The sequence below is a fragment of the Mesorhizobium terrae genome (genome assembly GCF_008727715.1).
GTDB lineage: Bacteria > Pseudomonadota > Alphaproteobacteria > Rhizobiales > Rhizobiaceae > Mesorhizobium > Mesorhizobium terrae.
The window spans coordinates 1,627,445-1,653,326 of the sequence record NZ_CP044218.1 but is presented as its reverse complement, the minus strand read 5'-3'; the positions used below and the strand labels follow the sequence as shown (position 1 = coordinate 1,653,326).

Genomic DNA, 25,882 nt, shown 5'->3' with positions numbered 1-25,882 from the left:
GGCAACGGGAAAGCGCTGATCCAGCCCGATCTTCTCAAGCCGGGAACTGCGACACGCCGAGGATCGCGAACCCCGCGCCGATCAGCAGGCAGAGCGGCGAATAATACAACCGGTCGAGCCGGGCGAAGGGCTGTTCGGGGGTGAGGCGACGCCACCAGGGCGTGAAGGCGACCAGGCCGCGGCCGATGAAGACCATGGCAATCAGAACAGCGGCGCCAGCGAGGCCGCCTTGCGGGAACGGTGTCGCGAAGATGCCCATCAGCGCAAGCGGCCACAGTGTGACCAGCACCAGGCAGGCGGCGACGGCGAAACAGGCGAAAGGTGTTGGCATCTCCTGAACGCCTTTCGCGCCCACCACCGTCCGGGCGCAAGAGGCTGCGTCAGTGCCCGGCCAGATGCCGCCGATGCCCCAGTAGACATGGAGCGAGGTGATCGCGATCAGAACCGCGGAAAGGGCGAAGGCAAGGACAATCATCTGGTGCGCGAAGGATCTCTGGGCGTTGATGTTGGGCGGATGGTTTGGGCTGCGTCTTAGGCGGGCGCGCACTTGGCCTGCGCGCGTGTCCGCGCCGGGCGCGACAGCACGCGGTCCATATAGGCGTTGACGCGGTCGGACGCGATCTGGAACTTGCCCGCGCGGGCCCAGGCGCCCATCTCGCCAAGCAGCACGTCGATCGCGGAAAACCGATCGCCCAGCGCATAGGTCTTATCGCCCAGTCGGCGGTCGAGCGCGTCGACCTCGGAGGCGAAATCATGAGTGGCGGCGGGGCCGACATCGACCCGCAACTCGCTTGGCAGAATGAAGCGGTGGCGCAGCTTGTTCCACAGTGGCGCCTCGAATTCCGATTGTGCGAATTGCATCCAGGAATCCATCTCGGCGCGTCCGGTGAGGCCCGGATTGGCGCCCATGCCCTTGTCGGCATGTTTTTCGGCCAGATAAACGCAGATGGCCGCGGAATCGGTCAGCACGAAGTCGTCGTCGACCAGGATCGGCACCTTGCCGGAAGGGTTCAGCGCATAGGCTTCCGGAGAGCGCAATTTCACCGGGACGAATTCATAAGGTTCGCCGAGCTCCTCCAGCATCCACACGACGCGGGAAACCCGCGATCCACGCGATCCGACGGCCTTGTACATTCCAAAACTCCCTTGGACGGTAAGAACCTAGATCATTCCGACAGCCGGCCCAAGGCTGCTCAAACGATCGTGTCGAAGAGCCGCAGGATCCAGGACGCCTGATAAATCAGCGTGAAGACGATCAAGGCGAGATGAAAGCGCCGGTTGGTGGTGAGGATCGCTATGCCACACAGGATCACGAACAACGGCGTACGGATCAGATACTCGTGGCCGAAGCGTGCGAAGTGCGCCTCGCCCTTTAAGAGCGTGTCGACGACATCGAGCAGATAGGTCGCCCCCAGCAGGCCGAAGAACCACGCGCGTCGTGTGAAGAAATAGTCCTCGTAGCCCGCGTAATCCTGCATGGAATCGGGAAACAGCAGCGCGCACATCAGGTAGAGCGTTATCGCGTAGCCGATGATGAAAAGGTATTTGCCGAAGGTCCAGTCCGGGATCTGGTACAGGCTGAACTGCCACCACCAGAAATGCACCAGCATCAGTAGCAACGACGCCACCCAGGCCAGATGCACCGGATAGAGCCTGTAGAGCTTTGGATGCTGGATAATCCGGGCGACACCGGAAAGCAGGCGGGTGACGCCGAGGCCGATCACCATGCCCATGACGATACGCAGATGCGGGAATATGTCGTGCGCTTGCGGAAGAGGCTGATCCATCGAGACCTACAGTTGTCACATGCTCAGGGTTCGGTGGCGATCTAGAAGCTGCGGCCGTCTACCTTCTGCGGCGTCAGGGCGTCCGGATCGACTTCTTCCAGGCAGCGCGCATTGATGGCGATCATCGCCGTGCCGTCGGGCTTTGTTCCGCGGGCAAAGGATTCGATGCCGCAGACCCGGCAGAACAGGTGGTGGATGACGTGTTTGTTGAACAGATAATCGGTCAGCACGTCTTCGCCGGAAACGAGGGTGAAGTTCTCCGCCGGGGTGAAGATCAGGATGCTGCCCAACCTGCCGCATCGCGAACAGTTGCAGGATATGGTGTGGTCAAGGTCTACGCTGGCCTCGTACCGAACCGCGCCACAGTGGCAGCTACCCTGATAGAGCTTCGTTGCCATTAGGTAAGTCCCCCGTATTCCATGGTCGGCGCGGATAGGCGTTTATGCGGCGTCACTCTGCGGCAGACAGCCTGCGGCTTTCACGATCCGCTTGGTCGAAGCCGGATACTTTTCAAGCAGTGCCGCCGGGCGGATAGGCCGTGGCGAAAAATTGCCGCCGCAGTTGGGACATACGCCCTTCAGCACCGTCTCGGCGCAATCCGCGCAGAATGTGCATTCGAATGTGCAGATCATGGCGTTGGTGGCGCCGGGCGGCAGGTCCTTGTCGCAGCATTCGCATCCCGGGCGCAATTCGAGCATCTTTTCCTCCAGCGACGGTCGGCGGCTGCGGCGCCGCTCTTCCTGAAATGCCTGCCGTCCAAGTTAAGCACGCGCGCGGCTTTGTCGAGATCGCTTATTGCCTCATTTCGTTTCGGTTTCTATAGAGGAGGCGGCCTTGATGCCGCCATATCAGGCGGCTCTAGGAAATTGATGCTTCCGTCAGGAGCAGTGAAAGCAAGGGCGCCACGGCGCCACCCAGGCAAAGAAATGCGGTTTTGGGGGAAGGACTTCGAATGGCTGACGAATTGGCGACCGAGATCATCGCGAAGATCAAGGCTCACGCGGAGCCTGGCGGCGAGGAGATCACGACCAATACCGAGCTGACGGCGCTCGGCATCCATTCGCTCGAGCTCACCGAGATCATCTTCGATCTCGAGGAGGCCTATAACATCGAGATCGAGATGAACACGGTCGACGCCTGGAGCAATCTCAAGAATGTCGGCGACATGGTCGAGGCGGTTCGCGCGCTGATCGCGAAGAAAGCCTGACCGGGATTTTCATGCGCAAGCGCGTCGTCATTACCGGCATCGGTGGCATTTGCGGTCTTGGCACCGACGCCGCCTCGATCTGGAACGAGATGAAGGCAGGGCGCTCGGCCATCGGACAGGTGGTCGGCGCGGACCTGCACCAGCTCAAGGTACAGGTCGGTAGCGAAATCAGAACGCTGCCCGAGCATGGCCTCGAGCGCCGGCGCCTAGTCACCATGGACCGTTTCAGCCTGCTGGCCATCATTGCCGCCAAGGAGGCGATGCGCCAGTCCGGCCTCGTCGTCGGCCAGGACAACACCTACCGCTTCGGCGCCACGGTTGGCGTCGGCGTGTGCGGCTGGGAGGCGATCGAGGAAAATTATCGCGCGCTTCTGCTTAATGGCAAAAACCGCGCCGACATCTTTTCCGTGCCGAAGGTCATGCCCGGCGCTGCCGCCGGCCAGGTCAGCATGGAATTCGGCCTGCGCGGGCCTGTCTTCGGTGTGACCTCGGCCTGCTCTTCCGCTAACCACGCCATTGCCTCGGCCGTGGACCAGATCAGGCTCGGTCGTGCCGACGTGATGCTGACCGGCGGCACCGACGCGCCGCTCGTCTGGGGCATCATGAAGGCCTGGGAAGCGCTGCGTGTGCTGTCGCCGGACACCTGCCGGCCCTTTTCGGCTGACCGCCAGGGCCTGGTCATGGGCGAGGGCGCAGGCATGGCCGTGCTGGAAAGCTACGAACATGCCGTGGCGCGGGGCGCCACGATCCTTGGTGAAATCGCCGGCGTCGGCATCTCCGCCGATGCTTCCGACATCGTCGCGCCGACCGTCGAGGGACCCGAGGCGGCGATGCGTTTCTGTCTGGCCGACGCCGGGTTCAACCCCGAAGACGTCGATTATCTCAACGCGCACGGCACCGGCACCAAGGCCAACGACCAGATCGAAACCGCCGCCATCAAGCGGGCCTTCGGCGACCACGCCTATAAATTGTCGGTCTCGTCGACCAAGTCGATGCACGGCCATGCCCTTGGCGCTTCCGGCGCGCTGGAGATGATCGCCTGCATCATGGCCATTCGCGACGGCGTCGTGCCGCCGACGGCCAATTATCGCGAGCCGGACCCGGATTGCGACCTCGACGTCACGCCGAATGTCGCGCGCGAACGCCCAGTGCGCACTGCGCTGAGCAACGCCTTCGCGTTTGGCGGCACCAACGCGGTGCTGGCCTTCAAGGCGGTCTGATCGCGTGGCGTCTTGAATGCGGCGCCGGCGCGTCTAGATAGCTTGCACCCACCACGGCGGTGCATTCGCGCCGCCTCTTTCCGAGGCAACAGATGACCGATCTTTCTGCTTTCCCGATCAATGCGCGCTGGCCGGCCCAGCACCCCGATCGTCTCCAGCTCTATTCGACCGCCACGCCGAACGGCGTCAAGGTGTCGATCATGCTGGAGGAGCTCGGCCTGCCCTACGAGGCCCACTACATCAACATAGGACAGGACGAGAGCTGGACCCCGGAATTCCTTTCGCTGAACCCGAACGGCAAGATTCCGTCGATCATCGATCCGAACGGTCCGGGCGGCAAACCGCTGCCTTTGTTCGAATCCGGCGCCATCCTGCTCTATCTTGCCGAAAAGACAGGCAAGTTCCTGCCCGCGGATACGGCGCTGCGCTACGAGACCATCCAGTGGGTGTTCTTCCAGATGGCGGCGGTCGGCCCGATGTTCGGCCAGCTCGGTTTCTTCCACAAATTCGCCGGCCGCGAGATTTCCGACAAACGCCCGCTGGAGCGCTACCGCAATGAAACGCGCCGCCTGCTGGGCGTGCTCGACAAGCGCCTCGGAGGTCGAAGCTGGATCATGGGCGACGACTACACCATCGCCGATATTTCCATGCTCGGCTGGGTGCGTAATCTCATCGGCTTCTATGAAGCGGGCGAGCTGGTCGGCTTCGCCGATTTCAAGAATGTCGCTGCGTGGCTGGAGCGCGGTCTGGCGAGGCCCGCCGTGCAGCGCGGTCTCAACATTCCCGCCAAGCCCTGAGCGTTACCCGCTAGCTTGCCTGCTCAGCCCTGGCGGATGATCAAATCCGCCGGGCGGCGGCGCGCCAGCACGCGCTCGATATTGGGCATGTCGTTGGACGTGATCCAGGCGATCGCGTCTTCGTCGCTGCGGCCGTGCTCGTGCCAGCGCTGGCGCAGACGCTTTTCGAGTTCTCCGCGCGTCACGTCCACGAAGATGGTGAGGTCGAACAGCGGCGCCAGCCGGTTCCAAGGCTCTTCGTCCAGCAGAAGGTAATTGCCTTCGGCTAGGATGAAGCGCGTGTCGGTGGCGATGATGGATGCCGCCGCCCGTGACAATTCGATGCTGCGGTCGAAGACCGGAATGGCGATGTCCGGCTCGCCGGCGCGGATGCGTTTCAGCAAAACCTCGAAACCGGCGAAATCGAAGGTTTCCGGCGCGCCCTTGCGGGGCCGCAGGCCCCGTTTCTCCAGCACGCTGTCGTCAAAGTGGAACCCGTCCATTGGCACCACCTCCGCCGTACCGGCGGGCAGCACATCGTGCAGGGCCGCCGACAAGGTCGATTTTCCGGCGCCGGGCGGCCCCGCGATGGCAACGATGAAGCGCTGGGCCTTGCCGGCGCGCTTGAAGATGGTGGCGGCGATGGTCGCGATCTCGGACATCAAGTGCTCCCTGCGGGGCCGTCGGTAAGGCGATTGTGCCCGTCGCCGTCGAAACTTTCAAACGCCTTTCGGCGGCTCAGCCGGCGCGGCCGATCCGCAGGAAGTCGCCGTCATACGGAACCTCCAGCACGGAGCCGTCGGCGGTGGCAACGCGCAACCTGTCGGGTGCCGCCGAAACGTCGCGCGGCGCCTGCGCGGTCGCCGCCGGCAGGGCGCCGATGACGTGCCGGAACGAGACGCGCCGGTCGGCTCCGAGTTCGAAGGCGGTCGCCACGCCCTCCCGTTTCAGCCAGTTGTCGCCGAGCGAGGTCGAGTGGCCGACGGCTGTGCGCCCGTCCTCGATGCCGAGCACGCCGCGGTGACGGCCGTTCCACGGCGCGTAGTCGCGCCCGCCATTCGAAACCCACAACATGGTCACCGGCAGTTCGGCGGGGTTCTTCAGAACGAGCACGATATCCTGTTCGGCCGTGCGCGAAACCGCGGTCCAGCCGGGGCCGCCATGATCGGCCTCCACCAGGGTGAGGAAATCCTCGTGACGCCGGTCCATCCGGTATTCGCTCAGATCCACCGTCCCGCCATCCTTGGCGGGGAAGCGGGCAAGGTCCGTGCTGCGCGCCGGATAGGCGAGCAGGTAACGGCCACGCGCAGGGTCCGGCTCCAGCGGATCGCCTTCAGTGACGGCCGCGCGCTTCGGCGAAAAGGCAAGGTGCCCGCCGTCGCGCATGACGGTCATCGGGTGATGGGCGACGGGGACTGCGCCCGCGCCGCCGACGAAGGCATGTTCCTGGTAGAGAAACGGGTGGCCGTCGCGCAGGGTGAATGTCTTTTCCACCGTCGCGCCCATCACCGGGCGCCGCAGGCGGAACACCGCGCGCCAGCCATCGGCGGTTGCGGCACTTTCCACCAGGTCCCAGGGGCTGTTGGCGGTCCAGCCATGCAGCGGCGCTTCCTCCACGTCGCTGCGCGAGAACGGCGCGCACAGAAAATCGCCGGACAGCCGGGTCACGCCGTCGGGCAGGCCCTGCGGCATGTCCTGCTGCGGCTCGTCGATCCACGGGGCGCGATGCAGGGGCTTCAGCTGGCGACCGCCGGCCTCGATGGTCAGGTCGGCGATATGGCCGACCGCCAGGTCGACCGAGACCGAAATGCCCTTTGCCTTGATTGTGATCGTTTCCATTTCGCACTCCGATTCGCCCGACGCCAGCAAAGCGCCGTGGCGAGGGTTTGCGCAAGATGGGCGCCGGGTGCCCGCGCTATTTGCCAGACAAAATGATGGGAGCGAGATTGGACGGCGCGGCCGCAGCGGAGCCCGGCGTAAAATACCAGCCTATCGGGGAAGATTTGGTGGAGCCAAGCGGGATCGAACCGCTGACCTCCTGCATGCCATGCAGGCGCTCTCCCAGCTGAGCTATGGCCCCACTCCGGCCTGCGCCGGTCGCCGTTGCCGGCGAGAAATTCTGGCAGGGTTGGGACCCCGCCAAGTCAGTGCAGGCGGCTTCTAGCGCCGCCTTGCCCTGATAGCAAGCCTCTCGAAACAGCTTTTTTCGGAAAGCCGGCTCGAAAGTTGGCGGACGCGTCGCGCCCGCCCGGACATCAGATGTCCTCTTCGTCGTCGCCGACGCCGATCATGTCGGAAACGTCGTCATCTTCTTCTTCCTCGTCCTCGAGGAAGGTGTCGTCGTCATCGTCGTCGAGTTCGACGTCGTCATCGTCGCCGAGATCCGGCAGGTCGTCGCCCTTCGCCTCGCCATCGGCGTCCTCGAGCGACACCAGTTCGGCGCCCTCTTCCTCGGTGTCGACTTCCTTGTCCTCGACCTCTTCCTCTTCCACAGCCGCGGCGGCCTTGCCGTCGTCGAAATAGGAACGGGGATAGCTCTTGCCCGTATAGGGAGAGACGATCGGATCCTTGTTCAGATCGTAGAATTTGCGACCCGTCTCGGGGTCGATGCGTTTGATGCCAAGTTCTGCTTTTGCCACGGCAAGCCTCGTACAAAAAGATTGGTCCCCTTAATCGCAGTTTGCGGCGCTGTCAAAGCCAAAAGCCACGGGCGCGGAGAGCGGTTTTGCCGCCTTTTTCGGGATGACGGCCAGATGCGGGCATGTTAGGAACGTCCCTGCAAAAACGACCACCCCACGGCTTTGAGCAAAGCTCGGCCGCACAAATCCAGGACAATCGAAAATGGCGCACGACGCCAAGCCACAACCTGCGACCGCGCGGCGGTCGTCGTCGCTTTCGGGCACCGCCCGCGTGCCGGGCGATAAATCGATCTCGCACCGCTCCTTCATGTTCGGCGGTCTCGCTTCCGGCGAGACCCGCATCACCGGCCTGCTCGAGGGCGAGGACGTGATGCGCACCGGCGCCGCCATGAAGGCGATGGGCGCCCATATCGAGAAACATGGCGAGGAATGGGTAATCCGCGGCACCGGCAACGGCGCGCTGCTGCAGCCCGAGGCGCCGCTCGATTTCGGCAATGCCGGCACCGGCTCGCGCCTGACCATGGGCCTCGTCGGCACCTATTACATGGAAACCACCTTCGTCGGCGACGCCTCGCTGTCCAGCCGGCCGATGGGCCGGGTGCTCGACCCGCTGCGGCAGATGGGCGTGCAGGTGCTGCAGGCGGCGCCCGGCGACCGCATGCCGATCACGCTGCGTGGTCCGAGGCACGCGGCGCCCATCACCTATCGTGTGCCGATGGCCTCGGCGCAGGTGAAGTCCGCCGTGCTGCTCGCCGGCCTCAACACGCCGGGCATCACCACGGTGATCGAGCCGGTGATGACGCGCGACCACACCGAGAAGATGCTGAAGGGTTTTGGCGCCAACCTCTCCGTCGAGACCGACGAGCGCGGCGTGCGCCACATCTTCATCGAGGGCCAGGGCAGGTTGTCCGGCCAGGTCATCGCCGTGCCGGGCGACCCGTCCTCGGCCGGTTTCCCGCTGGTCGCCGGCCTGATCGTGCCCGGTTCCGACATCCTCATCGAGAACGTGCTGATGAACCCGACCCGTACCGGCCTGCTGCTGACGCTGCAGGAAATGGGCGGCCGCATCGATATCCTCAACCCGCGCAACGCCGGCGGCGAGGATGTCGCCGACCTGCGCGTCCGCGCGTCCGACCTGAAGGGCGTCGTCGTGCCGGCCGAGCGCGCGCCGTCGATGATCGACGAATATCCGGTACTGGCGGTCGCGGCCTGCTTCGCCGAGGGCGAGACGCTGATGCAGGGCCTGGAGGAATTGCGGGTCAAGGAAAGCGACCGCCTGGCGGCCGTCGCCAACGGGCTGAAGCTCAACGGCGTCGACTGCACCGAAGGCGAGGCCACGCTTGCCGTGCGCGGCGTTCCCGGCGGCAGGGGGCTGGGTGGCCAGGCCAGGGGCGAGGCGGTGAAAACCCATCTCGACCACCGCATCGCCATGAGCTTCCTGATCATGGGTCTGGCGGCCGAAAAGCCGGTGACGGTCGACGACGCCAACATGATCGCCACCAGCTTCCCCGAATTCATGGGGCTGATGAAGGGGCTGGGCGCCGAGATCGAATAGCGGGGCGGGCATCGTTCGTCCCGCATCAGTCCGCCGGACGACCGGCGGCTCGTCCCATCCCACGCCTTCGTCATTCCGGGCAAGCGAGGCGAAGCCGAGCGCCGACCCGGAACCCATTGAGCAGCACGGCCGGGTCCTGGGTTCGCGTCGACAGCTATGAAACATGCAGCGCCGGTCCGGCTGCGTGCACGGTTCCAGACGAGGACCGGGCCGGGCTCGACGATGTTGCGGCCAATGGGTTCCGGCTCTCGCTGCGCTCGGCCGGAATGACGGTGGCGTGGCGGGCTTGAATACACTTCTTCATCGCCACGCTGCGGAAATCCGCCCTGGCCATTGTCAAAAAACACTCCCTTGCAGGAGGTGGGAAGCGGGGCGCCGGGTCGGTGCCTCTTAGCAAATAGCACGTGGCGCCTTCCGGGCGCCCCGCCAGTGTTCTTGCCCCGGACCGACCTCGCCGTCCTTCGCGACGGCAGACTTCGGACCTCGAAGCCGCCATTTTCGGCGGCCGGGTTTTTCCAGGGCCCGGACTTAGGGCTCGTCACCAGACAGCGCCACCGTTAGCGCTGCCAGTCCGGCACCGGCGCCCTCCCTGATACCCGGTGCGCACCAGGTTCCCGTGAGGGCGATGGGCCGATTGTCGTGCAAACCCCGAACGTGTGGGCAAATCCGGGCGTGGTTTTCGTGCGGTTTTCGATAAGGGATTGAAGGGACACGGTTCTTTCTTTGAGCTTGCGCCTACCGCAGCGCTTTCTATCCACATCCTGCACCGCGCCGGTGCATCGGCGTTCCGGTATGGATTCCCGACACGCTCCGCTCGTTCCTCGCTCACGCGGTCGGGAATGACGAACCCTTCCTGCTTTCGCCAAGCCGTTGAGGCGGCGAGGGGATTATTACCGGCGCGGACGGGGCCGCAGTCGGCAATCCACATCGCGTTGCAGGCATCGCGCAGGCCGGTGGAACTCCATGTCCAACGCTCGGCCGATTCGGGAAAATTTGACAAATCCCGGGAAAGGGAAAAAAGATAAGGCGCTCAGATGTACGTGGGCCTCATCCCGATGAGGCAGTTCATCCGGCCTGGGCCTGGACGCAAATGGCGACATTTGTGCGGGCCTCTGGGTGCGGATAATGGGCACTACCCCTCGTCCAGTTACACCGGTTCGATGCGACAGGGGTATTTGCCATGAACATAAAAGTCAGGCCGGCAAAGCGGCTCGGGGTCGAGAAGATAATCCTTAGTCAGCCGCTCGAACTCGTTGAGATGGACGTCGACGGTGACGACATAAAGCTGCGTTTCTGTGCCGGCGGCCTCTACGACGACAAATCCCAATATCGCTACACCATGCAGTTTTCGCGCAGCGAGATGCTGGAACTGCTCACCGGCGCGGGCGCGCATTGATCGCAGCGGCGACCGGCCCAGTCGAACGGTTCGATCGGCCGCCTCTTATGTTGCACATGGCCGAAATCGGCGCCGCCGATGCCGATGGGCCTGGGGGCCTGCCCCGCCCCGGCTGAGCCGGGGCGGGGTAGTGTCGTAGGGTTGCCGGCTATTTGTGGCCGGCGAACTGCATCACGTCGGCGCAGAATTCGGCATGGGGCTTGCTCATGGCCGCATCCTGGCACTCCTTCGTCATCCGGCCCTGATCGTCCTTGGACATAGCCTGCCAGGCTTTCATCATGTCGTCCTTGGGCTTCATGGTCTTCATGCCGCTATCGGTGAAAAACGGCGTCATCACAGCCGGTTCATCGAGGGCTCCGGCAAAGGCCGGGCCGGCGAGGATCGAGGCCGCCAACGCACAAAGGCAAAGAATTTTCTTCGTCACGCTAAGTCCTCCCGTAGGGTTGAAGAGGCCGGCTTGTGCAGGCCTCATTTGTGAGTACGGGGACAAACAAACGAATGTTTCTGGCCTGCCGTTCACGAAATAGTGCGCCGCCGGGCGAAGCGGCCTCCCATGCGCCTGTGACGCGAATGCGTGACGGCAAGTGAAGACACCCTTGCCTTCCGTCTCCGTCTCGGCTTCAAGCAGGACCATGCCAAACCCTCTCACCATCGCCATCGACGGCCCGGCAGGCGCGGGCAAGGGCACGTTGGCCCGCCGGCTGGCCGACTATTACCACCTGCCGCATCTCGACACCGGCCTCACCTATCGCGCCGTCGCGCATATGCTTCTGACGAAAGGCTGGCCGCTGGGCGATGAGCCGCATGCCATCGAGGCGGCGCGGCTGGTCGAACTGTCGGGGCTCGACAAGCGCATCCTGTCGGCGCACGCCGTCGGCGAGGCCGCGTCCAGGGTCGCGGTCATTCCCGAGGTGCGCAGGATCCTCGTCGACAAGCAGCGCGCCTTCGCAACCCAGTCTTCCGGGGCGGTGCTCGACGGCCGCGACATCGGCACCGTGGTGTGCCCCGACGCCGCCGTGAAGCTCTATGTGACGGCCAGCGCCGAGGTTCGTGCCGGGCGGCGCCTGGCCGAAATCGAGGAAAATGGCGGATCGGCCGATTTCGCCGCGATCCTTGCCGATATCCAACGCCGCGACGAGCGCGACATGGGCCGCGCCGACTCGCCTTTGAAGCCTGCCGCCGACGCGCACTTGCTTGATACCTCGCAAATGGATATAGAAGCCGCGTTTCTGGCGGCCAAGGCGATCGTTGACGACGTCCTGGCCAAGAGAGACGAGGCCTGATCAGGGTTTTTCGCCGATCGCTGTTGTCTGCGGCGCGAAGATACCCATATCGGACCAAAACCGGCCTGCCAGCATTCTTCTGCGCCGAACCGCCGCTTCATCGCGGCCAAGGGTCTTGACCCGGAATGTCGGCAGGTCATCGCAACGCTAACCCACGGCGCCAGCCTCCAGGAGAGGCTTTTCAGGAGAAAATATGTCTCAAGCTATTCCCACTCGCGACGATTTCGCGAGCATGCTCGAAGAATCGTTCTCGGACGGTCACTCGGGCGAAGGCCAGGTCGTGCGCGGTACCGTTACCGCCATTGAAAAGGACATGGCCATCATCGACGTCGGCCTCAAGGTCGAAGGCCGCGTGGCACTGAAGGAATTCGGCGCCAAGGGCAAGGAAGGCGGCCTCAAGGTCGGCGATACCGTCGAAGTTTATGTCGAGCGCATCGAAAACGCGCTGGGCGAAGCCATGCTCTCGCGCGACAAGGCGCGCCGCGAGGAAAGCTGGGTCAAGCTGGAAGAGAAGTTCGCCAAGGGCGAGCGCGTCGAAGGCGTCATCTTCAACCAGGTCAAGGGTGGCTTCACCGTCGATCTGGACGGCGCCGTTGCCTTCCTGCCGCGTTCGCAGGTCGACATCCGTCCGATCCGCGACGTCACCCCGCTCATGCACAACCCGCAGCCCTTCGAGATCCTCAAGATGGATCGCCGTCGCGGCAACATCGTCGTGTCGCGCCGCACAGTTCTCGAAGAGAGCCGTGCAGAACAGCGCTCCGAGATCGTCCAGAACCTCGAAGAGGGTCAGGTTGTCGAGGGCGTGGTCAAGAACATCACCGACTACGGTGCGTTCGTTGACCTCGGCGGCATCGACGGCCTGCTGCACGTCACCGACATGGCCTGGCGCCGCGTCAACCATCCGACCGAGATCCTCAACATCGGCCAGACTGTCAAGGTGCAGATCATCCGCATCAACCAGGAAACCCACCGTATCTCGCTCGGCATGAAGCAGCTCGAGTCGGATCCGTGGTCGGATATCGGCACCAAGTTCCCGATCGGCAAGAAGATCACCGGCACCGTCACCAACATCACCGACTATGGCGCGTTCGTCGAGCTGGAGCCGGGCATCGAAGGCCTCATCCACGTTTCGGAAATGTCGTGGACCAAGAAGAACGTGCACCCCGGCAAGATCCTGTCGACCACTCAGCAGGTCGACGTGGTCGTGCTCGAGGTCGATCCGGCCAAGCGCCGCATCTCGCTCGGTCTCAAGCAGACGCTGGAGAACCCGTGGCACGCCTTCGCCGCCAACCACCCGGTCGGCTCGACCGTGGAAGGCGAAGTCAAGAACAAGACCGAGTTCGGTCTGTTCATCGGCCTCGACGGCGACGTGGACGGCATGGTCCACCTGTCGGATCTCGACTGGAACCGTCCGGGCGAGCAGGTCATCGAAGAGTACAATCGCGGCGACATGGTCAAGGCGCAGGTTCTCGACGTCGACATCGACAAGGAGCGCATCTCGCTCGGCGTCAAGCAGCTGCAGCGCGACACGGCCGGCGAAGCCGCCACGTCGGGCGAACTGCGCAAGAACGCCGTCGTCACCTGCGAGGTCACCGGCGTGAAGGATGGCGGTCTGGAAGTGCGGCTTGTTGAAAGCGGCATCGACACCTTCATCAAGCGTTCCGACCTGTCGCGTGACCGTGACGAGCAGCGCCCCGAGCGCTTCACCGTCGGTCAGAAGGTCGACGCCCGCGTCATCGCCTTCGACAAGAAGACCCGCAAGCTGCAGGTCTCGATCAAGGCGCTGGAAATCGCCGAGGAGAAGGAAGCGGTCGCTCAGTACGGCTCGACCGACTCCGGCGCTTCGCTGGGCGACATCCTGGGTGCCGCGCTGAAGAAGCAGGGCGGCAACTAAGCCGACCGCACCATTGCCGCGCCGCTCTCGGCGGCGCGACACAGAGACAAAAGAACCCGCTGGAGCGATCCGGCGGGTTTTTTGTTGTCTTGTCCCGAACGGGCCGTCTTGAAAGTCGTCAACCGTCCGGGGACATTGCCGCCGCCGGCGTCATGCTGGTGTTTGTCCCGGGGTGGTTCTCAATGATCGATCATGTCACCGTCGCCGTCAGCGACCTCGCCGCGAGCAAGCTGTTTTACGAGAAGGCTTTCGTGCCACTCGGCTACCAGCTTTCCTTCGGAGAGGAGGGTGTCTTCTGGGCCTTCAACATCGGCGACGGCCTGTTCGAGATCATGCAGGCAGCCAGCCCCGGACCATTGACCCGCGTGCATGTCGCTTTCCGCGCCAAAAGCCATGCGCAAGTGGACGCTTTTTATCAGGCGGCACTGGCAGCCGGAGCGGCTGACAACGGCGCGCCGGGACCGCGCCCCGCTTATACGCCGAACTATTACGCGGCCTTCGTGATCGATCCGAATGGCTACAACATCGAGGCCATGATCGACGAGGCCGCCGACGCCGGTTGACCGGCGGCCTGCAGCGAACTGTCGGGAGAGACCCCGATCTAGGCCTTGCCGTAAAGCGGCACCAGCGTGCCGTTCATCGCCTCGTTGCTGGGCGAGGCGAGATAGACGATCGTTTCGGCCGCCGCGTCCAGGCTCACCCATTTCGAAAAATCGGCGTCGGGCATGTCGGCGCGGTTGGTCGGCGTGTCGAGCGTGGAAGGGGCGATCGCGTTGACGAGGATACCCTTGCCCTTCAGCTCCTCAGCCAGCGCCACCGTCATCGCCGCCACCGCGGCCTTGCTTGCCGCATAGGCGACCATGCCGGCGCCGCGCCTCGGGTCAAGCCCGGGCCGCGCCGAGACATTGACGATGCGCCCGGCCGTGCCGGAGGCAAGCATGGCGCGCACCGCCGCCCGGCTGCACAGGAAGGCGGTGCGGGCATTGGTGTCCATCATCTCGTTGTAGGCGGCCGATTCGGTCTTCTCCACCGGCGCCATGGCGAAACCGCCGGCAAGATGGATCGACGCCCACAGGTCCGGCACGCCGGCATAGAAGGCGGTGACGGCCTCGGTGTCCTCCAGATAGACATTGTTCACCAGCCGCACGCGCTCGTGCTTGGTGAAGGGGAAATGGGCGGGTGCCGCGGCATGGCTGTTCGGCACGTGACAGATCGCGCCTTCCTGCAACAGCCGCGTCACCACGGCACTGCCGAGCGCGCCCGTGCCGCCGGTCACCACCACATGTTTTTGTTCCAGCGTAGCCGCCATTCGCGACAACTCCTGCTCGTGGAAAGAAGATTATGGAAAGTCGCGCCTTTCGGGCGATCACTCAACCGAAATCTCGATGAGGAAAGGCTTTTTTGTCGCGCGTGCCTTACCCAAAGCTTGCGCCAGGCCCGCCGGGCCGTCGAGCCGGTGCGAGCCGATGCCGTAGGCTTCGGCCAGCTTGCAGAAATCCGGCGGCGCCGGCGAGACGCCGACCGGTTCGACACCGACATCGCGCATCGAGGTCTCGATCTCGCGGTAGCCGCGATTGTTCCAGACCACGAAGATCACCGGGGTTCCGGCGTCGAGCGCCGCGCCGACCTCGGGCAGGGTGAACTGGAAGCCGCCGTCGCCGGTGAGGCAGACGACCGTGGCGTCCGCTACGGCCAGCGCCGCGCCGATCGCAGCCGGCGGGCCGAAGCCCAGCGCGCCGAAGCCGGTCGCGGCATTGAACCAGCCGGACGGCCGGTCGTGGTCGTAATAGAGGTTGGCCGCATAGACGGGCTGGGTGGAATCGCCGACGATGATGGCGTTTGGCAGCGCGTTGCGGATCGTCTCCACGGCCGCGACCTGCGCCTGCATGGCCGGGCCGATCTCGGCGAAGGCGGCGGCCCGAGCCGAGGCGGCGCGCGGCGCCCCTTGCTTGGTGGCCGCGCCGGCATCCTGTGCCACTGCCTTCAGCAATGCCGCGAGCGCCTCCGCGCAATCGGCCTCGATGGCGATTGTCGCCGGGTGGCGGGCGAGCTGGTCCGCGTCGATGTCGATGCGCACCAGTTGGGCCGGTGCCGCGAAGCCGCCATCGCCGTACATGTCATAGTCGGTCGGGCCGAATTCGGTGCCGACCGCCAGCACGAAATCGGCGTCGGCCATCAGCGCGCGCACCGCCTTCAGGCTCGGGCTGGCGGGAACGGTGAGCGCGTGGCCGTGCATGAGGCCGCGCGCATTGGCAGTCTGGATCACCGGCGCGTCGAGGCGCTCGGCAAGATGCCGAAGCAGGGTGCCGGCACCCCTGGCGCCGCCGCCGGCCAGGATCAGCGGGCGCGCGGCGGCCGTTGCCAACGCCGCCGCCTTTTCGATCGCCGCCATATCGAGCGCCTTGGTGCGTGGCGGCTGCCCGGTCGCTTTCAGCCCGTCGGCCGGCTGGCCCATCACGTCGAGGGGAATTTCGATGTGAACCGGGCCGGGCCGCGCCGTCTTGAACAGGTCGAAGGCGCGCGCCAGCACACTTGGCAATTGCGCGGGCTCCGTGACGCGTTCGGAAAACAGTGCCACCTTCGCCATCATGCCGCGCTGGTCGGGCAGTTCATGCAGGTAGCCGAGGCCGCGTCCGAGCGTCGGCGTGGCGTTGACGCCGGAAATGACCAGCATCGGCACTGAATCGGCCCGTGCCTGACCCATGGCGGTGATGGTGTTGGTGAGGCCCGGCCCTGTGATGACGAAAGCGACGCCCGGCCTGCCGGAGGCGCGTGCATAACCGTCGGCCATGAAGCCGGCGCCTTGCTCGTGGCGCGGCGTGATGTGGCGAATGCCAGATCGGGCAAGGCCGCGATAAAGCTCGACCGTGTGCACGCCCGGAATGCCGAACACGGTGTCGACGCCATGGGCTTCGAGCAGCGCGATGAGCGCTTCGCCAACGGTGGTCATGTCTTGGTCTCCTCCTCCGGGCCGAGTTCCAGTTCGGCCTCGACGGTCCTGATGCCGATGGCGGCGAGTTCGCCGGCCGAAAACATCTCGCCGGCAAGGCAGCCTTCGAGCCACAGGCCGTCGATGACGGCATTGACGGCGATGGCGTGGCCGCGCAAGCGGGCCTTGTCGGGCGCGCGACCCTTCGCCGCCAGCACTTCGGCCACGAGCGCCTCGACCTCGTTGCGGAAGCCGAGATAACCCTCGCGATGCGCGCTGGCCAACGCCGGGTCGGAATTGGCGCGGCCGATGAAGGTCGCCCACAGCGAAAACACCCGCTGGTCGACGATCGGCGCCTCGAGATTGGCGGCGACGAAGGCTGCAAGCCGCTGGCGCGGCGTGGCGCCATCCATGGCAAGTGCCGCCTTGGCCTGCTCGGTCATGCGGCCGACCAATGTCGCGTAGGCTGCCTGCAACAAGTCTTCCTTGCTGGGGAAATAATGCCGGATCAGCCCGGCGGTGACGCCGGCGCGCAGCGCGATGGCGCGCAAGGTGGCCCCTTGCAGTCCGCGTTCGGCCACGCAATCCAGGGTCGCCTCGACAAGATCCTGCCGCCGCCGCTCCTCGCCTTCGCGGCGGAACTTGCGGCGGACCGGCGCATTCATTGCCGCAGGATCGGCCGGGTCAGGCAGGTCGGTCCGCCCTCGCAGGCGATGCACAGCGCGTCGGCCTCGAAGGTCGCCACCGTGCAGCCCGCCGCTTCCATCGCGGCCTTGGTCTTGGGGAAGCCGGCGACGGCGATCACCTGTCCGGGGCTGGTCGGCAGGACATTGAGGCTGAGGCCGTTGGAGGCGGCGAATTCGCCGGCATCGCCTTCGACCAGCCGAATGCCGCGCTCCCTGAGCATCTGGTAGAACGGCGCCGGCAGCAGCGGCGAATAGACCAGCGCAAGATCGTCGGCCAGCGGGCTGATCACCGACATCAGATGCAGGCAGGCCTCCTCGCCATGCCACAGCGGCAGGTCGAAGCCGTAAACGGCGATACCCAGCGGCGACAACAGGTTCGAGACCTGCTGGATACCGGCCTGGTTGGTGCGCACGCCGCGGCCGATGGCCAGGGTGCGGGCATCTACCCACACGCAGTCGCCACCCTCGACCTGGCCGGGCGCCTCGACGCGGCCGAGGATCGGAATGCCCAGCTTCGTATAGGTCTCTTCGTGCAGCGCTGGTTCTCCGGCGCGCAACGCCTTGCCCATCGACAGGATCAGGGCGCCACGGTCGGTCATCAGTGATGGATCATGGGTGAACACCGAGTCCGAAAGCCCGTCGGCCCGGTCCTCGACCCATTCGATTTCGGCGCCGGACGCCGCGACCAGATCGGCAAGCGCGGCGTGCTGCACGGCCGCTTTCGCCGGGTCGAAGCCCGGCCCGTAATGCCAGGCTGCCCTGTCGGCGCCGCGCATGGCGTTGGCCGCCGACCGCATCAGCACGCGCCGCAGCGGCGCCGCCATGGACTGAGATCCGAAAGCGCTCATCGATGCCCTTTTAGGTTGAAAAAAATCGAAGAAATTTCATGAAAGGCTATTTATACACTTGCGTAACAAGGCCGCAAGTGCCGTAATGGCGAGGATTGACGGGCCGGCGCTGCCGGGTCCATGCTGAAGTCTGGAGCGGGACAGTACAGCGTATGTTGATTAGCCGGATAGCTGTTCGACGAGAGGTCGAATGTCGCGCAGAGGGTCGCCGGTGAGCGTCGCGAGCGCCGCATCCGCTCCGTCCGGCAAGGTGCTGAACAGCGCCGCCGAAGCCATTCATGTCGAGGACCTGCACAAGAAATTCGGCGAGCTTCACGTGCTGAAAGGCGTGTCCTTGTCGGCGCGCGACGGCGAGGTGGTGGCCATCATCGGCGGCAGCGGCTCGGGCAAATCCACCCTCTTGCGCTGCATCAACTGCCTGGAAAACCCGACAAGCGGCATCATCCGTGTCAATGGCGAGGAGATCAAGCTCAAGGCCGACAGCCATGGCCATACCGTGCCCGCCGACCGCCGGCAGATCGAGCGCATTCGCTCCAAGCTCGGCATGGTGTTCCAGAGCTTCAATCTGTGGAGCCACATGACGCTCTTGCAGAACGTCATCGAGGTTCCGGTGCATGTTCTGGGCGTCAGGCGCGACGAGGCGATCGCCACGGCCGAAAAGCTGCTGGCCCGCGTCGGCCTCGCCGAGAAGCGCGACGTCTACCCGGCCTTCCTGTCCGGCGGCCAGCAGCAGCGCGCCGCCATCGCCAGGGCGCTCGCCATCCAGCCCAGGGTCATGCTGTTCGACGAGCCGACCTCGGCGCTGGACCCCGAACTGGTCGGCGAGGTCTTGAAGGTGATCGGCGACCTGGCGCGCGAGGGGCGCACCATGGTGCTCGTCACCCATGAAATGAAGTTTGCCCGCGAGGTGGCGACGCATGTCATCTACCTGCACAACGGGCTGGTCGAGGAAGAGGGGCCGCCCGAGCAGGTGTTCGGCGCGCCGAAATCCGAGCGGCTGAAACAGTTTCTGCGCAATGTTGGATGACCCTTCGGGGTCTCGGCATGCCGGAAAGAGAAGACGAAAAAAATACTGGGAACATGAAAAACAACGGGAGAACTGGAATGAAAACATTTCTCAAGACCGCAGTCGCCGCCGCCGCGCTCGCGCTGGCGGGAACCTTCGCGGCCAGCGCCGAGCAGGTGAAGGTCGGCTTCTCGCCTGAAGCCTATCCGCCCTTCTACTCGCAGGATGCGTCCGGCAAGTGGGGTGGCTGGGAGGTCGACATCGCCATGGCGATCTGCGCCGAGGCCAAGCTCGATTGCGTGCTGACGCCGATTCCGTGGGATGGGCTGATCCCCGGCCTCAAGACCAAGAAGATCGACACCATTATGAACTCGATGTCGATCACCGACGAGCGCAAGAAGGAGATCGACTTCTCCGACAAATATTACAACACCCCGACCTCGATCGCCGGCGCCAAGGGCCAGAAGTTCGACGCGACGCCGGAAGGGCTGAAGGGCAAGGTGATCGGCGTTCAGGTGTCCACCATCCACGCCGCCTACGCCAAGAAGCATTTCGGCTCGACCGCGGCCGAGATCAAGGAATACCAGACCCAGGACGAGGCCAATCAGGACCTCGCCGCCGGCCGCATCGACGCCACCCAGGCCGACCAGATCGCGCTCGATGCTTTCCTGCAGTCGGACCAGGGCAAGGCCTGCTGCGACATGAAGGGCAATGTCGCGCCCGATCTCGAAGTGCTCGGCCCGGGCGTCGGCGCCGGCGTGCGCAAGGGCGACGACGAGCTGAAGGGCAAGATCAACACGGCCATCAAGGCCATCCGCACCAACGGCAAATATGCCGAGATCACCAAGAAGTACTTCACCTTCGATGTCTATGGCGACGAGGTCCAGTCCAACTAGGGTCGCGGACTGAAACCGCTCCGCGTGGCGCCGTCACCGGCGACGCGCGCATCCGGCGGGCGCTCTGCGCCGACGCCGGGTCATGAGCCGGCACGTCGGGGGGCGGGCCGGCTCATTCGAAGCAATTCTGCAGCGGCGGTCCGTGGTGCCGCCGTCCAGTCGGGGTAACGACGCTGACAGACATCTTCCTTTCGGCCTCGGCGGCCGGCCTCGCCGACCTCCTGGCATTCAGTCCGCCTGGCTGGGGTGGCAATCTTTTGCGTGGCCTGCTCGCTTCGGTCGGCATCGCCTGCGGTTCGTTCGGCCTTGGCCTTCTGATCGGCATCTGCGGCGCCTATGGCAAGCTTTACGGCAGCCCGATGGTGCGCGACCTGTTCGGCCTCTACACCACCGTGGTGCGCGCGGTGCCGGAACTGGTGCTGATCCTTTTGCTCTATTTCGCGGGGACCGACCTGGTGAACCGCCTGCTCACCTTGATGGGCTATGCGCCGGTCGACATCAACGGCCTGATCGCCGGCATCTGCGTGCTCGGCGTCGTCCAGGGCGCCTATTCCACCGAAGTGCTGCGCGGCGCCATCCTCGCCATTCCGCAGGGCCAGATCGAGGCGGCACGGGCCTATGGTATGTCGCCGGCGCTGCAATTGCGGCGCATCACCCTGCCGGCGATGGCGCCCTTCGCCATTCCGGGCCTCGCCAATCTGTGGCTGATCGCCACCAAGGACACCGCCCTGCTGGCCGTCGTCGGCTTCAATGAGCTGACGCAGACGACGCGGCTCGCTGCTGGCGCCACCAAGGCCTATTTCACCTTCTTCATTGCCGCCGGCGTGCTCTATCTGGCGCTGACCCTGGTCTCCAACCTGATCATTTCGCGTTTCGAACGCTATTCGCGGCGCGGCATGCCGCCTTTGGCGGAGACACGCTGATGGCTATGGCAACGACATCGGTTCCCCAGCGAAGGTCGGAATGGCTGCAGCCGCACCGCATCGTGCTGATGATCATCGCGGCGGCGATCGTGCTCGCCTCGATCTTCTTCATGCGCTGGGACTGGCTGCCCGCCTATCTGCCGCTTGCCCTGCAAGGCATCTGGCGCACCATCTGGCTTCTGGCGGTGACGTCGGTTCTGGGCATTTCGCTGGCGATCCCGATCGGCTTCGCCCAGGTCGCCGGTCCGGCATTCCTGGCGGTGCCGGCGCGGCTGTTCTGCACGGTCATCCGCGGCACGCCGCTGCTGTTGCAATTGTGGCTGCTCTATTACGGACTGGGCTCCCTGTTCCCGCAATTCCCGTGGATCCGCGACTCCTTCCTCTGGCCGTATCTCCGGCAGGCCTGGCCCTATGCCGTCCTGGCGCTGACCTTGTCCTATGCCGGCTACGAGGGCGAGGTGATGCGCGGCGCCTTCGCCGGCGTGCCGAGAGGACAGCTCGAAGCAGCGCGCGCCTTCGGCATGCGCCGCTGGACCGCCTTCCGGCGCATCTGGCTGCCACAGGCCTTGCGGCGCGCCTTGCCGACGCTGGCCGGCGAGACGGTTCTGCAGCTCAAGGCAACGCCGCTGGTGGCGACCATCACCATGGTCGACATCTATTCCGTGGCGTCGCGGGTCCGGCAGGAGACCTTCGTCACCTATGAGCCCTTGCTGCTGCTGGCGGTGGTCTATATGGCCATTACCGGCGTCCTCGTTTTCGGCTTCCGCAAGCTCGAACAGCGGATCCCGGCGAGACTGGGTTGACCCGCTTCGCGCTCTTGCGGCAGAGATCGTGCGACAGGCTGGCCCAGGGGGTGGGCGCGGAATTTTTGGCGGCGTCGACACCAGGCTGCGCGTGGCGCCGCCGGGTCCGGTTCAGGGGGATGGGATGCAGCTCAGTCTCGAACAGGCCAGTGCCCTATGCCGCATGGCGGCGCTCGGGGCCGGCGCCAGCGATGAAACCGCCCGCTCGATCGCTACCGCGGCGATCGCTGCCGAGGCGGAAGGCAACAAGGCCGTCGGCCTGTCGCACTATATCGACTATCTGGAAGCGCTCGAGGCCGGCCGCATCAACGGCAAGGCCGAACCGGCCATCTCCCGCCCGGCGCTCGCCATCTATCTTTCGGACGCACGGGGCGGTGCCGCCCATACCGGCTTCGACCGCATCGCCGAGGATCTTGCCAAGACGGCGCGGCTGTTCGGCGTCGCCATCTTCTCGCAGAAGAACGCCTATACGGCCGGCGCGCTCGGCTATTTCACCGGCCGTCTCGCCGAACAGGGCCTGGTCGCTTTCGGCGCCACCAACGGCCCGGCGGTGCTTGCCGGCTCCGGCTCGACCAAGCCGGTCTATTGCACCAATCCGATGTCGTTTGCCTGCCCGGCCGCCGACGGCCCGCCGCTGATCATCGACCAGTCTTCGAGCGCGACCGCCTTCGTCAACATCCGCAAGGCGGCCGCCGACGGCAAGGCGATCCCCGAGGGTTGGGCCCTCGACAATGCGGGTAACCCGACCACCGACCCCGCAGCCGCCATGAAGGGCGCGCTGCTGGCTTTCGGCGGCCAGCGCGGCGCCAACATCGCGCTGATGGTGGAGGTGCTGGCGGCCGGCCTGTCGGGCGCCAACTGGTCGCTCGACGCGCCCTGGTTCACCGGCGGGCCGGACAACCCCGGCACCGGCCTGTTCATCCTGGCGATCGAACCCAAGCTGCTCGATCCCGATTTCGAAAAGCGCATGAAGGATCAGCTGGCGCGGCTCAATCGCCGCTACGGCGTCCACATACCCGGGGTCTCGAAGGCGACGGCCACCGAAAAAGCGGCCGCGCGCGGCATCACCGTCTCCAAGGACATCGTCGAGCGCATCGCCGATTTCGCCGAGCGGCACAAGCGCTAGCCGTCCGCTTTCGCGGGCGGACTGGCTGCCCCAAAGATGAAGCCGCGGCGACCTCCTGTCGCCCTTTGCCTTTGGCGCGAAACCGACTATGAAACGGCTTCAGCCAAGCTTTCGAGCGCCGGAGCCAGCCATGACCGAAATCCTGCAAACCCCCAAGCTCGTCGTCGTTTTCGGCGGCTCAGGCTTTGTCGGGCGGCATGTCGTGCGCGCGCTGGCCAAGCGCGGCTATCGCGTCAGGGTCGCCTGCCGCCGTCCCGATCTCGCCGGCCATCTGCAGCCGCTCGGCAATGTCGGCCAGATCCAGGCGGTCCAGGCCAATATCCGCGTGCGCTGGTCGGTCGACAACGCCGTCCAGGGCGCCGATCACGTCATCAATCTCGTCGGCATCCTCCATGAAAGCGGCCGCCAGCGCTTCGGCGTGGTGCATGATTTCGGCGCTCGCGCCGTCGCCGAGGCCGCCCGCTCGGTCGGCGCAGGCCTCACCCATGTCTCGGCACTCGGCGCCAGCGCCGATTCCCAATCCGACTACGCCCGCACCAAGGCGCTGGGCGAGAAGGCCGTTTTCGACACCAAGCAAGACGCGGTGATCTATCGCCCGTCGATCAATTTCGGCCCCGAGGACGGTTTCTTCAACCGCTTCGCCGCGATGGCGCGCTTTTCGCCCGTGCTGCCGCTGATCGGCGGCGGCGAGACCCGTTTCCAGCCGGTCTATGTCGGCGACGTCGCCGAGGCGATCGCGCGTTCGGTCGAGGGTAAGGTCGAAGGCGGCCGCGTCTATGAACTCGGCGGGCCGAACGTGCTGACCTTCAAGCAATGCCTGCAGGAAATGCTGACGGTGATCGAGCGCAAGCGCCTGCTGGTGGCGATGCCGTGGTGGGTGGCGCGGCTTCAGGCGTCGATCCTCGGCCTGCTGCCAAATCCGCTTTTGACCGGCGACCAGGTTACGCTGCTGCAGTCGGACAATGTGGTTTCCGATGCCGCCGCCAAGGAAGGCCGCACACTCGCCGCGCTCGGCATCACCGCGAAATCGGTCGGCACCATCCTGCCCAGCTATCTGTGGCGTTTCCGCGCCGCCGGTCAGTTCCAGCGCAAGCCCGCTGCCTGATCTTTCTGATATCTCGCGTGCTAGAAAAAGGCTGGAGCAATCCGGCCTTTTTGGTCGTATGCGGGGCGTCGTTAACGCGCTGGGCCGGATGACGTAGACGATGGAGAGCCAACTGGAACTCGTGCTTTTGCATGCGCTGCCGTTCGACGCAGCAATGTGGACAGAACAACAGAATGTCCTGCCCGGCCACACGCATGCCCCTACGATGTACGGTCTTGGTGAAACCCTGCCCCAATGGGCTTCGGAAATCCTTGGCAGCCTCAGGGGCGACCGGTTGATCGTCGTCGGTAATTCGGTAGGCGGCTCCTGCGCTTTGGAGATGGCCGTCCTGGCACCTGAGCGCATTGCGGCCGTTGTGCTGATTGGTGCCAACGCTGGACACCGTCGCGATTCCGCACTGCGGACCGAGGCTGCTGAGCTACTCGGCAATAGCGGTGTGGGGGCGGCGTGGGATCTATACTGGGATCCGTTGATCTCCTCATTTGCGCCTTCTGCTTTGCGGGCTCGAGCAAAGTCCTGGGCAACGAACTTAGACTGGCGAGCAATCGCAAAAGGCGTGGAGGCATTTCATACCAGGCCTGACAGAAACGATTTTCTACCGCGCCTCGAATGTCCGGTCGTCTGCATCTCAGGGGAGAATGACGTGGCACCCGGTCCTGTCGTTACGATCAGACAGGCGCGCTCGGCAAAGGACGGACGCCTGACTATCGTCCCGCAGTGCGGGCACTATGTTCCCTTCGAGAAGCCGGCCGTACTTAACGGTATCCTGCATTCACTGATCGACGAGCTGTCCTGATCGGTACAGACTTGTGATCGAGGCGATCGTAGGATTTCGCCCGTTCCGCCCCGCCTTCTTCGCGCTCAACCCCAGATGAACAGGGCGGCCAGGCCGACGCCGCCGACGATCAGCCGCCACCAGCCGAACAGCGAATAGCCGTGCCGGGAGACGTAGCCGAGCAGGCTGCGCACCACGATGACGGCGACGATGAAGGCCGCCACGAAGCCGACGGCGATGATCGGGAAGTCTCCGCTCGTCAGGGCGTGCCGGTTCTTGATCAGATCGAGCGTGAAGGCGCCCAGCATGGTGGGGATGGCGAGGAAGAACGAAAATTCGGCGGCGGCGCGCTTGTCGACCCCCATCAGCAGCGAGCCGACGATGGTGGCGCCGGAGCGCGAGGTGCCGGGGATCATTGCCAGGCACTGGAACAGGCCGATCTTGAGGCACATCGACAGCGGCAGTTCCGAGGCGTTGTGATATTTCGGCTTCAGGTCCAGCCTGTCGATCCACAACAGCACGATGCCGCCCAGGATCAGCATGATGCAGATCAGCTTCGGCGTTTCGAACAGCACCGTCTTGATGAAATCATGCGCCAGCGCGCCGATCACGGCGGCCGGCAGGAAGGCCAGGAACACGCCGACCAGCAGGCGCACGCTCGGGTCCTTCGGCAATTCGGGCGGCAGGAACATGTTGACACGCCGGCGTTTCACCTTCGCCGCGACGAATTCGAAGGCGCAGCCAACCAGCCACACTAACGAGGCGATGGAGCCGATCGCCGCCTCGACCAGCAGGCCGAAGGCGCCGGGCTGGCGCAGGAATGCCCAGATCCGGCCCGCATAGAGGCTGAGAATCGCGAGGATGGCGCCGAGCTGGATCAGCACCTCGAACACCTTGCCGGTCGATTCGAAGCCGAGAAAATGGCCGGCCAAAAGGATGTGGCCCGTCGAGGACACCGGAAGGAATTCCGTCAGCCCTTCGAGCAGGCCGAGCAGCAGCGCTTCCACCAAAGTCCAGAATTCCATAGC

Annotated in this window: 29 protein-coding genes and 1 tRNA gene; 15 read left to right on the top strand and 15 right to left on the bottom strand. The window is 64.9% G+C overall.

The genetic code is table 11. The features are described from left to right. Positions 1-34: 34 nt before the first annotated feature. From FZF13_RS09150 to FZF13_RS09130, 5 genes are read right to left on the bottom strand one after another with little or no spacing between them, the layout of a single operon-like run. On the bottom strand, positions 35-475 hold the full coding sequence (locus FZF13_RS09150) for a DUF3995 domain-containing protein (RefSeq protein WP_024924369.1): 441 nt from the start codon (positions 473-475) through the stop codon (positions 35-37). A gap of 56 nt (positions 476-531) precedes the next feature. Then, positions 532-1,134: a glutathione S-transferase family protein gene (locus FZF13_RS09145; protein ID WP_024924368.1), complete on the bottom strand. Its 603-nt coding sequence runs from the start codon at positions 1,132-1,134 to the stop codon at positions 532-534. A 59-nt stretch (positions 1,135-1,193) separates the two neighbouring features. Further along, positions 1,194-1,787 (bottom strand): hypothetical protein, encoded by a 594-nt coding sequence (locus tag FZF13_RS09140; protein WP_024924367.1) that lies wholly within the window; start codon positions 1,785-1,787, stop codon positions 1,194-1,196. Positions 1,788-1,828: 41 nt separating this feature from the next. Next, positions 1,829-2,185: a GFA family protein gene (locus tag FZF13_RS09135; RefSeq protein ID WP_024924366.1), complete on the bottom strand. Its 357-nt coding sequence runs from the start codon at positions 2,183-2,185 to the stop codon at positions 1,829-1,831. A 42-nt stretch (positions 2,186-2,227) separates the two neighbouring features. Next, entirely contained in the window at positions 2,228-2,485 is a 258-nt protein-coding gene (locus tag FZF13_RS09130; RefSeq protein WP_024924365.1) for a DUF1272 domain-containing protein, read from the bottom strand. A gap of 254 nt (positions 2,486-2,739) precedes the next feature. Here FZF13_RS09130 and FZF13_RS09125 point away from each other — a divergent pair, with 254 nt between their 5' ends. From FZF13_RS09125 to FZF13_RS09115, 3 genes are all read left to right on the top strand, one after another. Beyond that, a complete protein-coding gene (locus FZF13_RS09125; protein ID WP_024924364.1) occupies positions 2,740-2,994 on the top strand; it encodes an acyl carrier protein in 255 nt (84 codons plus the stop codon). Between the two features lie 11 nt (positions 2,995-3,005). Further along, the gene (locus FZF13_RS09120) at positions 3,006-4,214 is read left to right on the top strand and encodes a beta-ketoacyl-[acyl-carrier-protein] synthase family protein (RefSeq protein ID WP_024924363.1); all 1,209 of its coding nucleotides are present in this window, start codon (positions 3,006-3,008) and stop codon (positions 4,212-4,214) included. 92 nt (positions 4,215-4,306) lie between these two features. Continuing rightward, positions 4,307-5,011: a glutathione S-transferase N-terminal domain-containing protein gene (locus tag FZF13_RS09115; RefSeq protein ID WP_024924362.1), complete on the top strand. Its 705-nt coding sequence runs from the start codon at positions 4,307-4,309 to the stop codon at positions 5,009-5,011. Positions 5,012-5,034: 23 nt separating this feature from the next. On the opposite strand, the gene FZF13_RS09110 is transcribed toward FZF13_RS09115, so the two are convergent. From FZF13_RS09110 to FZF13_RS09095, 4 genes are all read right to left on the bottom strand, one after another. Next, on the bottom strand, positions 5,035-5,652 hold the full coding sequence (locus FZF13_RS09110; protein WP_024924361.1) for a nucleoside triphosphate hydrolase: 618 nt from the start codon (positions 5,650-5,652) through the stop codon (positions 5,035-5,037). A 76-nt stretch (positions 5,653-5,728) separates the two neighbouring features. Next, positions 5,729-6,829, bottom strand: a complete 1,101-nt coding sequence (locus FZF13_RS09105; RefSeq protein ID WP_024924360.1) for a hypothetical protein — start codon at positions 6,827-6,829, stop codon at positions 5,729-5,731. Between the two features lie 165 nt (positions 6,830-6,994). Further along, positions 6,995-7,070, bottom strand: a tRNA-Ala gene (locus FZF13_RS09100). Positions 7,071-7,245: 175 nt separating this feature from the next. After that, a complete protein-coding gene (locus FZF13_RS09095; RefSeq protein WP_024924359.1) occupies positions 7,246-7,629 on the bottom strand; it encodes a TIGR02300 family protein in 384 nt (127 codons plus the stop codon). Positions 7,630-7,831: 202 nt separating this feature from the next. Here FZF13_RS09095 and aroA point away from each other — a divergent pair, with 202 nt between their 5' ends. Both aroA and FZF13_RS09085 read left to right on the top strand, forming a co-directional pair. Continuing rightward, entirely contained in the window at positions 7,832-9,184 is a 1,353-nt protein-coding gene (gene aroA / locus FZF13_RS09090) for a 3-phosphoshikimate 1-carboxyvinyltransferase (RefSeq protein WP_024924358.1), read from the top strand. A 1,180-nt stretch (positions 9,185-10,364) separates the two neighbouring features. Next, the gene (locus tag FZF13_RS09085) at positions 10,365-10,580 is read left to right on the top strand and encodes a hypothetical protein (protein WP_024927534.1); all 216 of its coding nucleotides are present in this window, start codon (positions 10,365-10,367) and stop codon (positions 10,578-10,580) included. A gap of 148 nt (positions 10,581-10,728) precedes the next feature. Here the strand turns inward: FZF13_RS09085 and FZF13_RS29500 are convergent, their stop codons facing one another. After that, on the bottom strand, positions 10,729-11,214 hold the full coding sequence (locus FZF13_RS29500) for a hypothetical protein (protein WP_307418136.1): 486 nt from the start codon (positions 11,212-11,214) through the stop codon (positions 10,729-10,731). On the opposite strand from FZF13_RS29500, the gene cmk reads away from it, so the two are divergent. The 3 genes from cmk to FZF13_RS09065 all read left to right on the top strand — a co-directional run bounded on the left by cmk (position 11,213) and on the right by FZF13_RS09065 (position 14,320). Beyond that, positions 11,213-11,863 carry a (d)CMP kinase gene (cmk, locus tag FZF13_RS09075; protein ID WP_024924356.1) on the top strand — a complete coding sequence of 217 codons (651 nt, stop codon included), beginning with the start codon at positions 11,213-11,215 and terminating at the stop codon, positions 11,861-11,863. The genes FZF13_RS29500 and cmk overlap by 2 nt on opposite strands. 193 nt (positions 11,864-12,056) lie before the next feature. After that, a complete protein-coding gene (gene rpsA, locus FZF13_RS09070) occupies positions 12,057-13,757 on the top strand; it encodes a 30S ribosomal protein S1 (protein ID WP_024924355.1) in 1,701 nt (566 codons plus the stop codon). 182 nt (positions 13,758-13,939) lie between these two features. Beyond that, complete coding sequence (locus FZF13_RS09065) at positions 13,940-14,320, top strand: VOC family protein (protein WP_024924354.1); 381 nt, start codon at positions 13,940-13,942, stop codon at positions 14,318-14,320. Positions 14,321-14,358: 38 nt separating this feature from the next. Here the strand turns inward: FZF13_RS09065 and FZF13_RS09060 are convergent, their stop codons facing one another. Genes FZF13_RS09060 through FZF13_RS09045 form a run of 4 tightly spaced genes read right to left on the bottom strand, consistent with a single transcriptional unit; the run spans position 14,359 to position 18,220 of the window. Beyond that, entirely contained in the window at positions 14,359-15,066 is a 708-nt protein-coding gene (locus tag FZF13_RS09060) for an SDR family NAD(P)-dependent oxidoreductase (protein ID WP_024924353.1), read from the bottom strand. A gap of 57 nt (positions 15,067-15,123) precedes the next feature. Continuing rightward, positions 15,124-16,707, bottom strand: coding sequence for a 5-guanidino-2-oxopentanoate decarboxylase (locus FZF13_RS09055; protein ID WP_024924352.1), 1,584 nt, complete (start codon positions 16,705-16,707; stop codon positions 15,124-15,126). Next, positions 16,704-17,351: a TetR family transcriptional regulator C-terminal domain-containing protein gene (locus FZF13_RS09050; RefSeq protein ID WP_024924351.1), complete on the bottom strand. Its 648-nt coding sequence runs from the start codon at positions 17,349-17,351 to the stop codon at positions 16,704-16,706. Before FZF13_RS09050 ends, FZF13_RS09055 begins: the two co-directional genes overlap by 4 nt. Then, positions 17,348-18,220: a dimethylarginine dimethylaminohydrolase family protein gene (locus FZF13_RS09045; RefSeq protein WP_024924350.1), complete on the bottom strand. Its 873-nt coding sequence runs from the start codon at positions 18,218-18,220 to the stop codon at positions 17,348-17,350. The genes FZF13_RS09050 and FZF13_RS09045 overlap by 4 nt, the downstream gene beginning before the upstream one ends. 190 nt (positions 18,221-18,410) lie before the next feature. On the opposite strand from FZF13_RS09045, the gene FZF13_RS09040 reads away from it, so the two are divergent. The 7 genes from FZF13_RS09040 (at position 18,411) to FZF13_RS09010 (ending at position 24,875) form a co-directional block, all read left to right on the top strand. Then, positions 18,411-19,247 (top strand): ABC transporter ATP-binding protein, encoded by an 837-nt coding sequence (locus FZF13_RS09040; RefSeq protein WP_051504871.1) that lies wholly within the window; start codon positions 18,411-18,413, stop codon positions 19,245-19,247. 77 nt (positions 19,248-19,324) lie between these two features. Continuing rightward, positions 19,325-20,122 carry a transporter substrate-binding domain-containing protein gene (locus tag FZF13_RS09035; RefSeq protein ID WP_024924348.1) on the top strand — a complete coding sequence of 266 codons (798 nt, stop codon included), beginning with the start codon at positions 19,325-19,327 and terminating at the stop codon, positions 20,120-20,122. Between the two features lie 173 nt (positions 20,123-20,295). Next, positions 20,296-21,045: an ABC transporter permease gene (locus tag FZF13_RS09030; RefSeq protein ID WP_081766876.1), complete on the top strand. Its 750-nt coding sequence runs from the start codon at positions 20,296-20,298 to the stop codon at positions 21,043-21,045. Then, positions 21,045-21,848, top strand: a complete 804-nt coding sequence (locus FZF13_RS09025; RefSeq protein ID WP_024924346.1) for an ABC transporter permease — start codon at positions 21,045-21,047, stop codon at positions 21,846-21,848. Before FZF13_RS09030 ends, FZF13_RS09025 begins: the two co-directional genes overlap by 1 nt. A 124-nt stretch (positions 21,849-21,972) precedes the next feature. Further along, positions 21,973-22,974, top strand: coding sequence for an Ldh family oxidoreductase (locus FZF13_RS09020; protein WP_024924345.1), 1,002 nt, complete (start codon positions 21,973-21,975; stop codon positions 22,972-22,974). A 130-nt stretch (positions 22,975-23,104) separates the two neighbouring features. Further along, positions 23,105-24,079, top strand: a complete 975-nt coding sequence (locus tag FZF13_RS09015; protein WP_024924344.1) for a complex I NDUFA9 subunit family protein — start codon at positions 23,105-23,107, stop codon at positions 24,077-24,079. A gap of 100 nt (positions 24,080-24,179) precedes the next feature. Then, positions 24,180-24,875, top strand: coding sequence for an alpha/beta fold hydrolase (locus FZF13_RS09010; RefSeq protein WP_024924343.1), 696 nt, complete (start codon positions 24,180-24,182; stop codon positions 24,873-24,875). 65 nt (positions 24,876-24,940) lie between these two features. Here the strand turns inward: FZF13_RS09010 and FZF13_RS09005 are convergent, their stop codons facing one another. After that, positions 24,941-25,879, bottom strand: a complete 939-nt coding sequence (locus FZF13_RS09005; RefSeq protein ID WP_024924342.1) for an undecaprenyl-diphosphate phosphatase — start codon at positions 25,877-25,879, stop codon at positions 24,941-24,943. Positions 25,880-25,882: the final 3 nt, after the last annotated feature.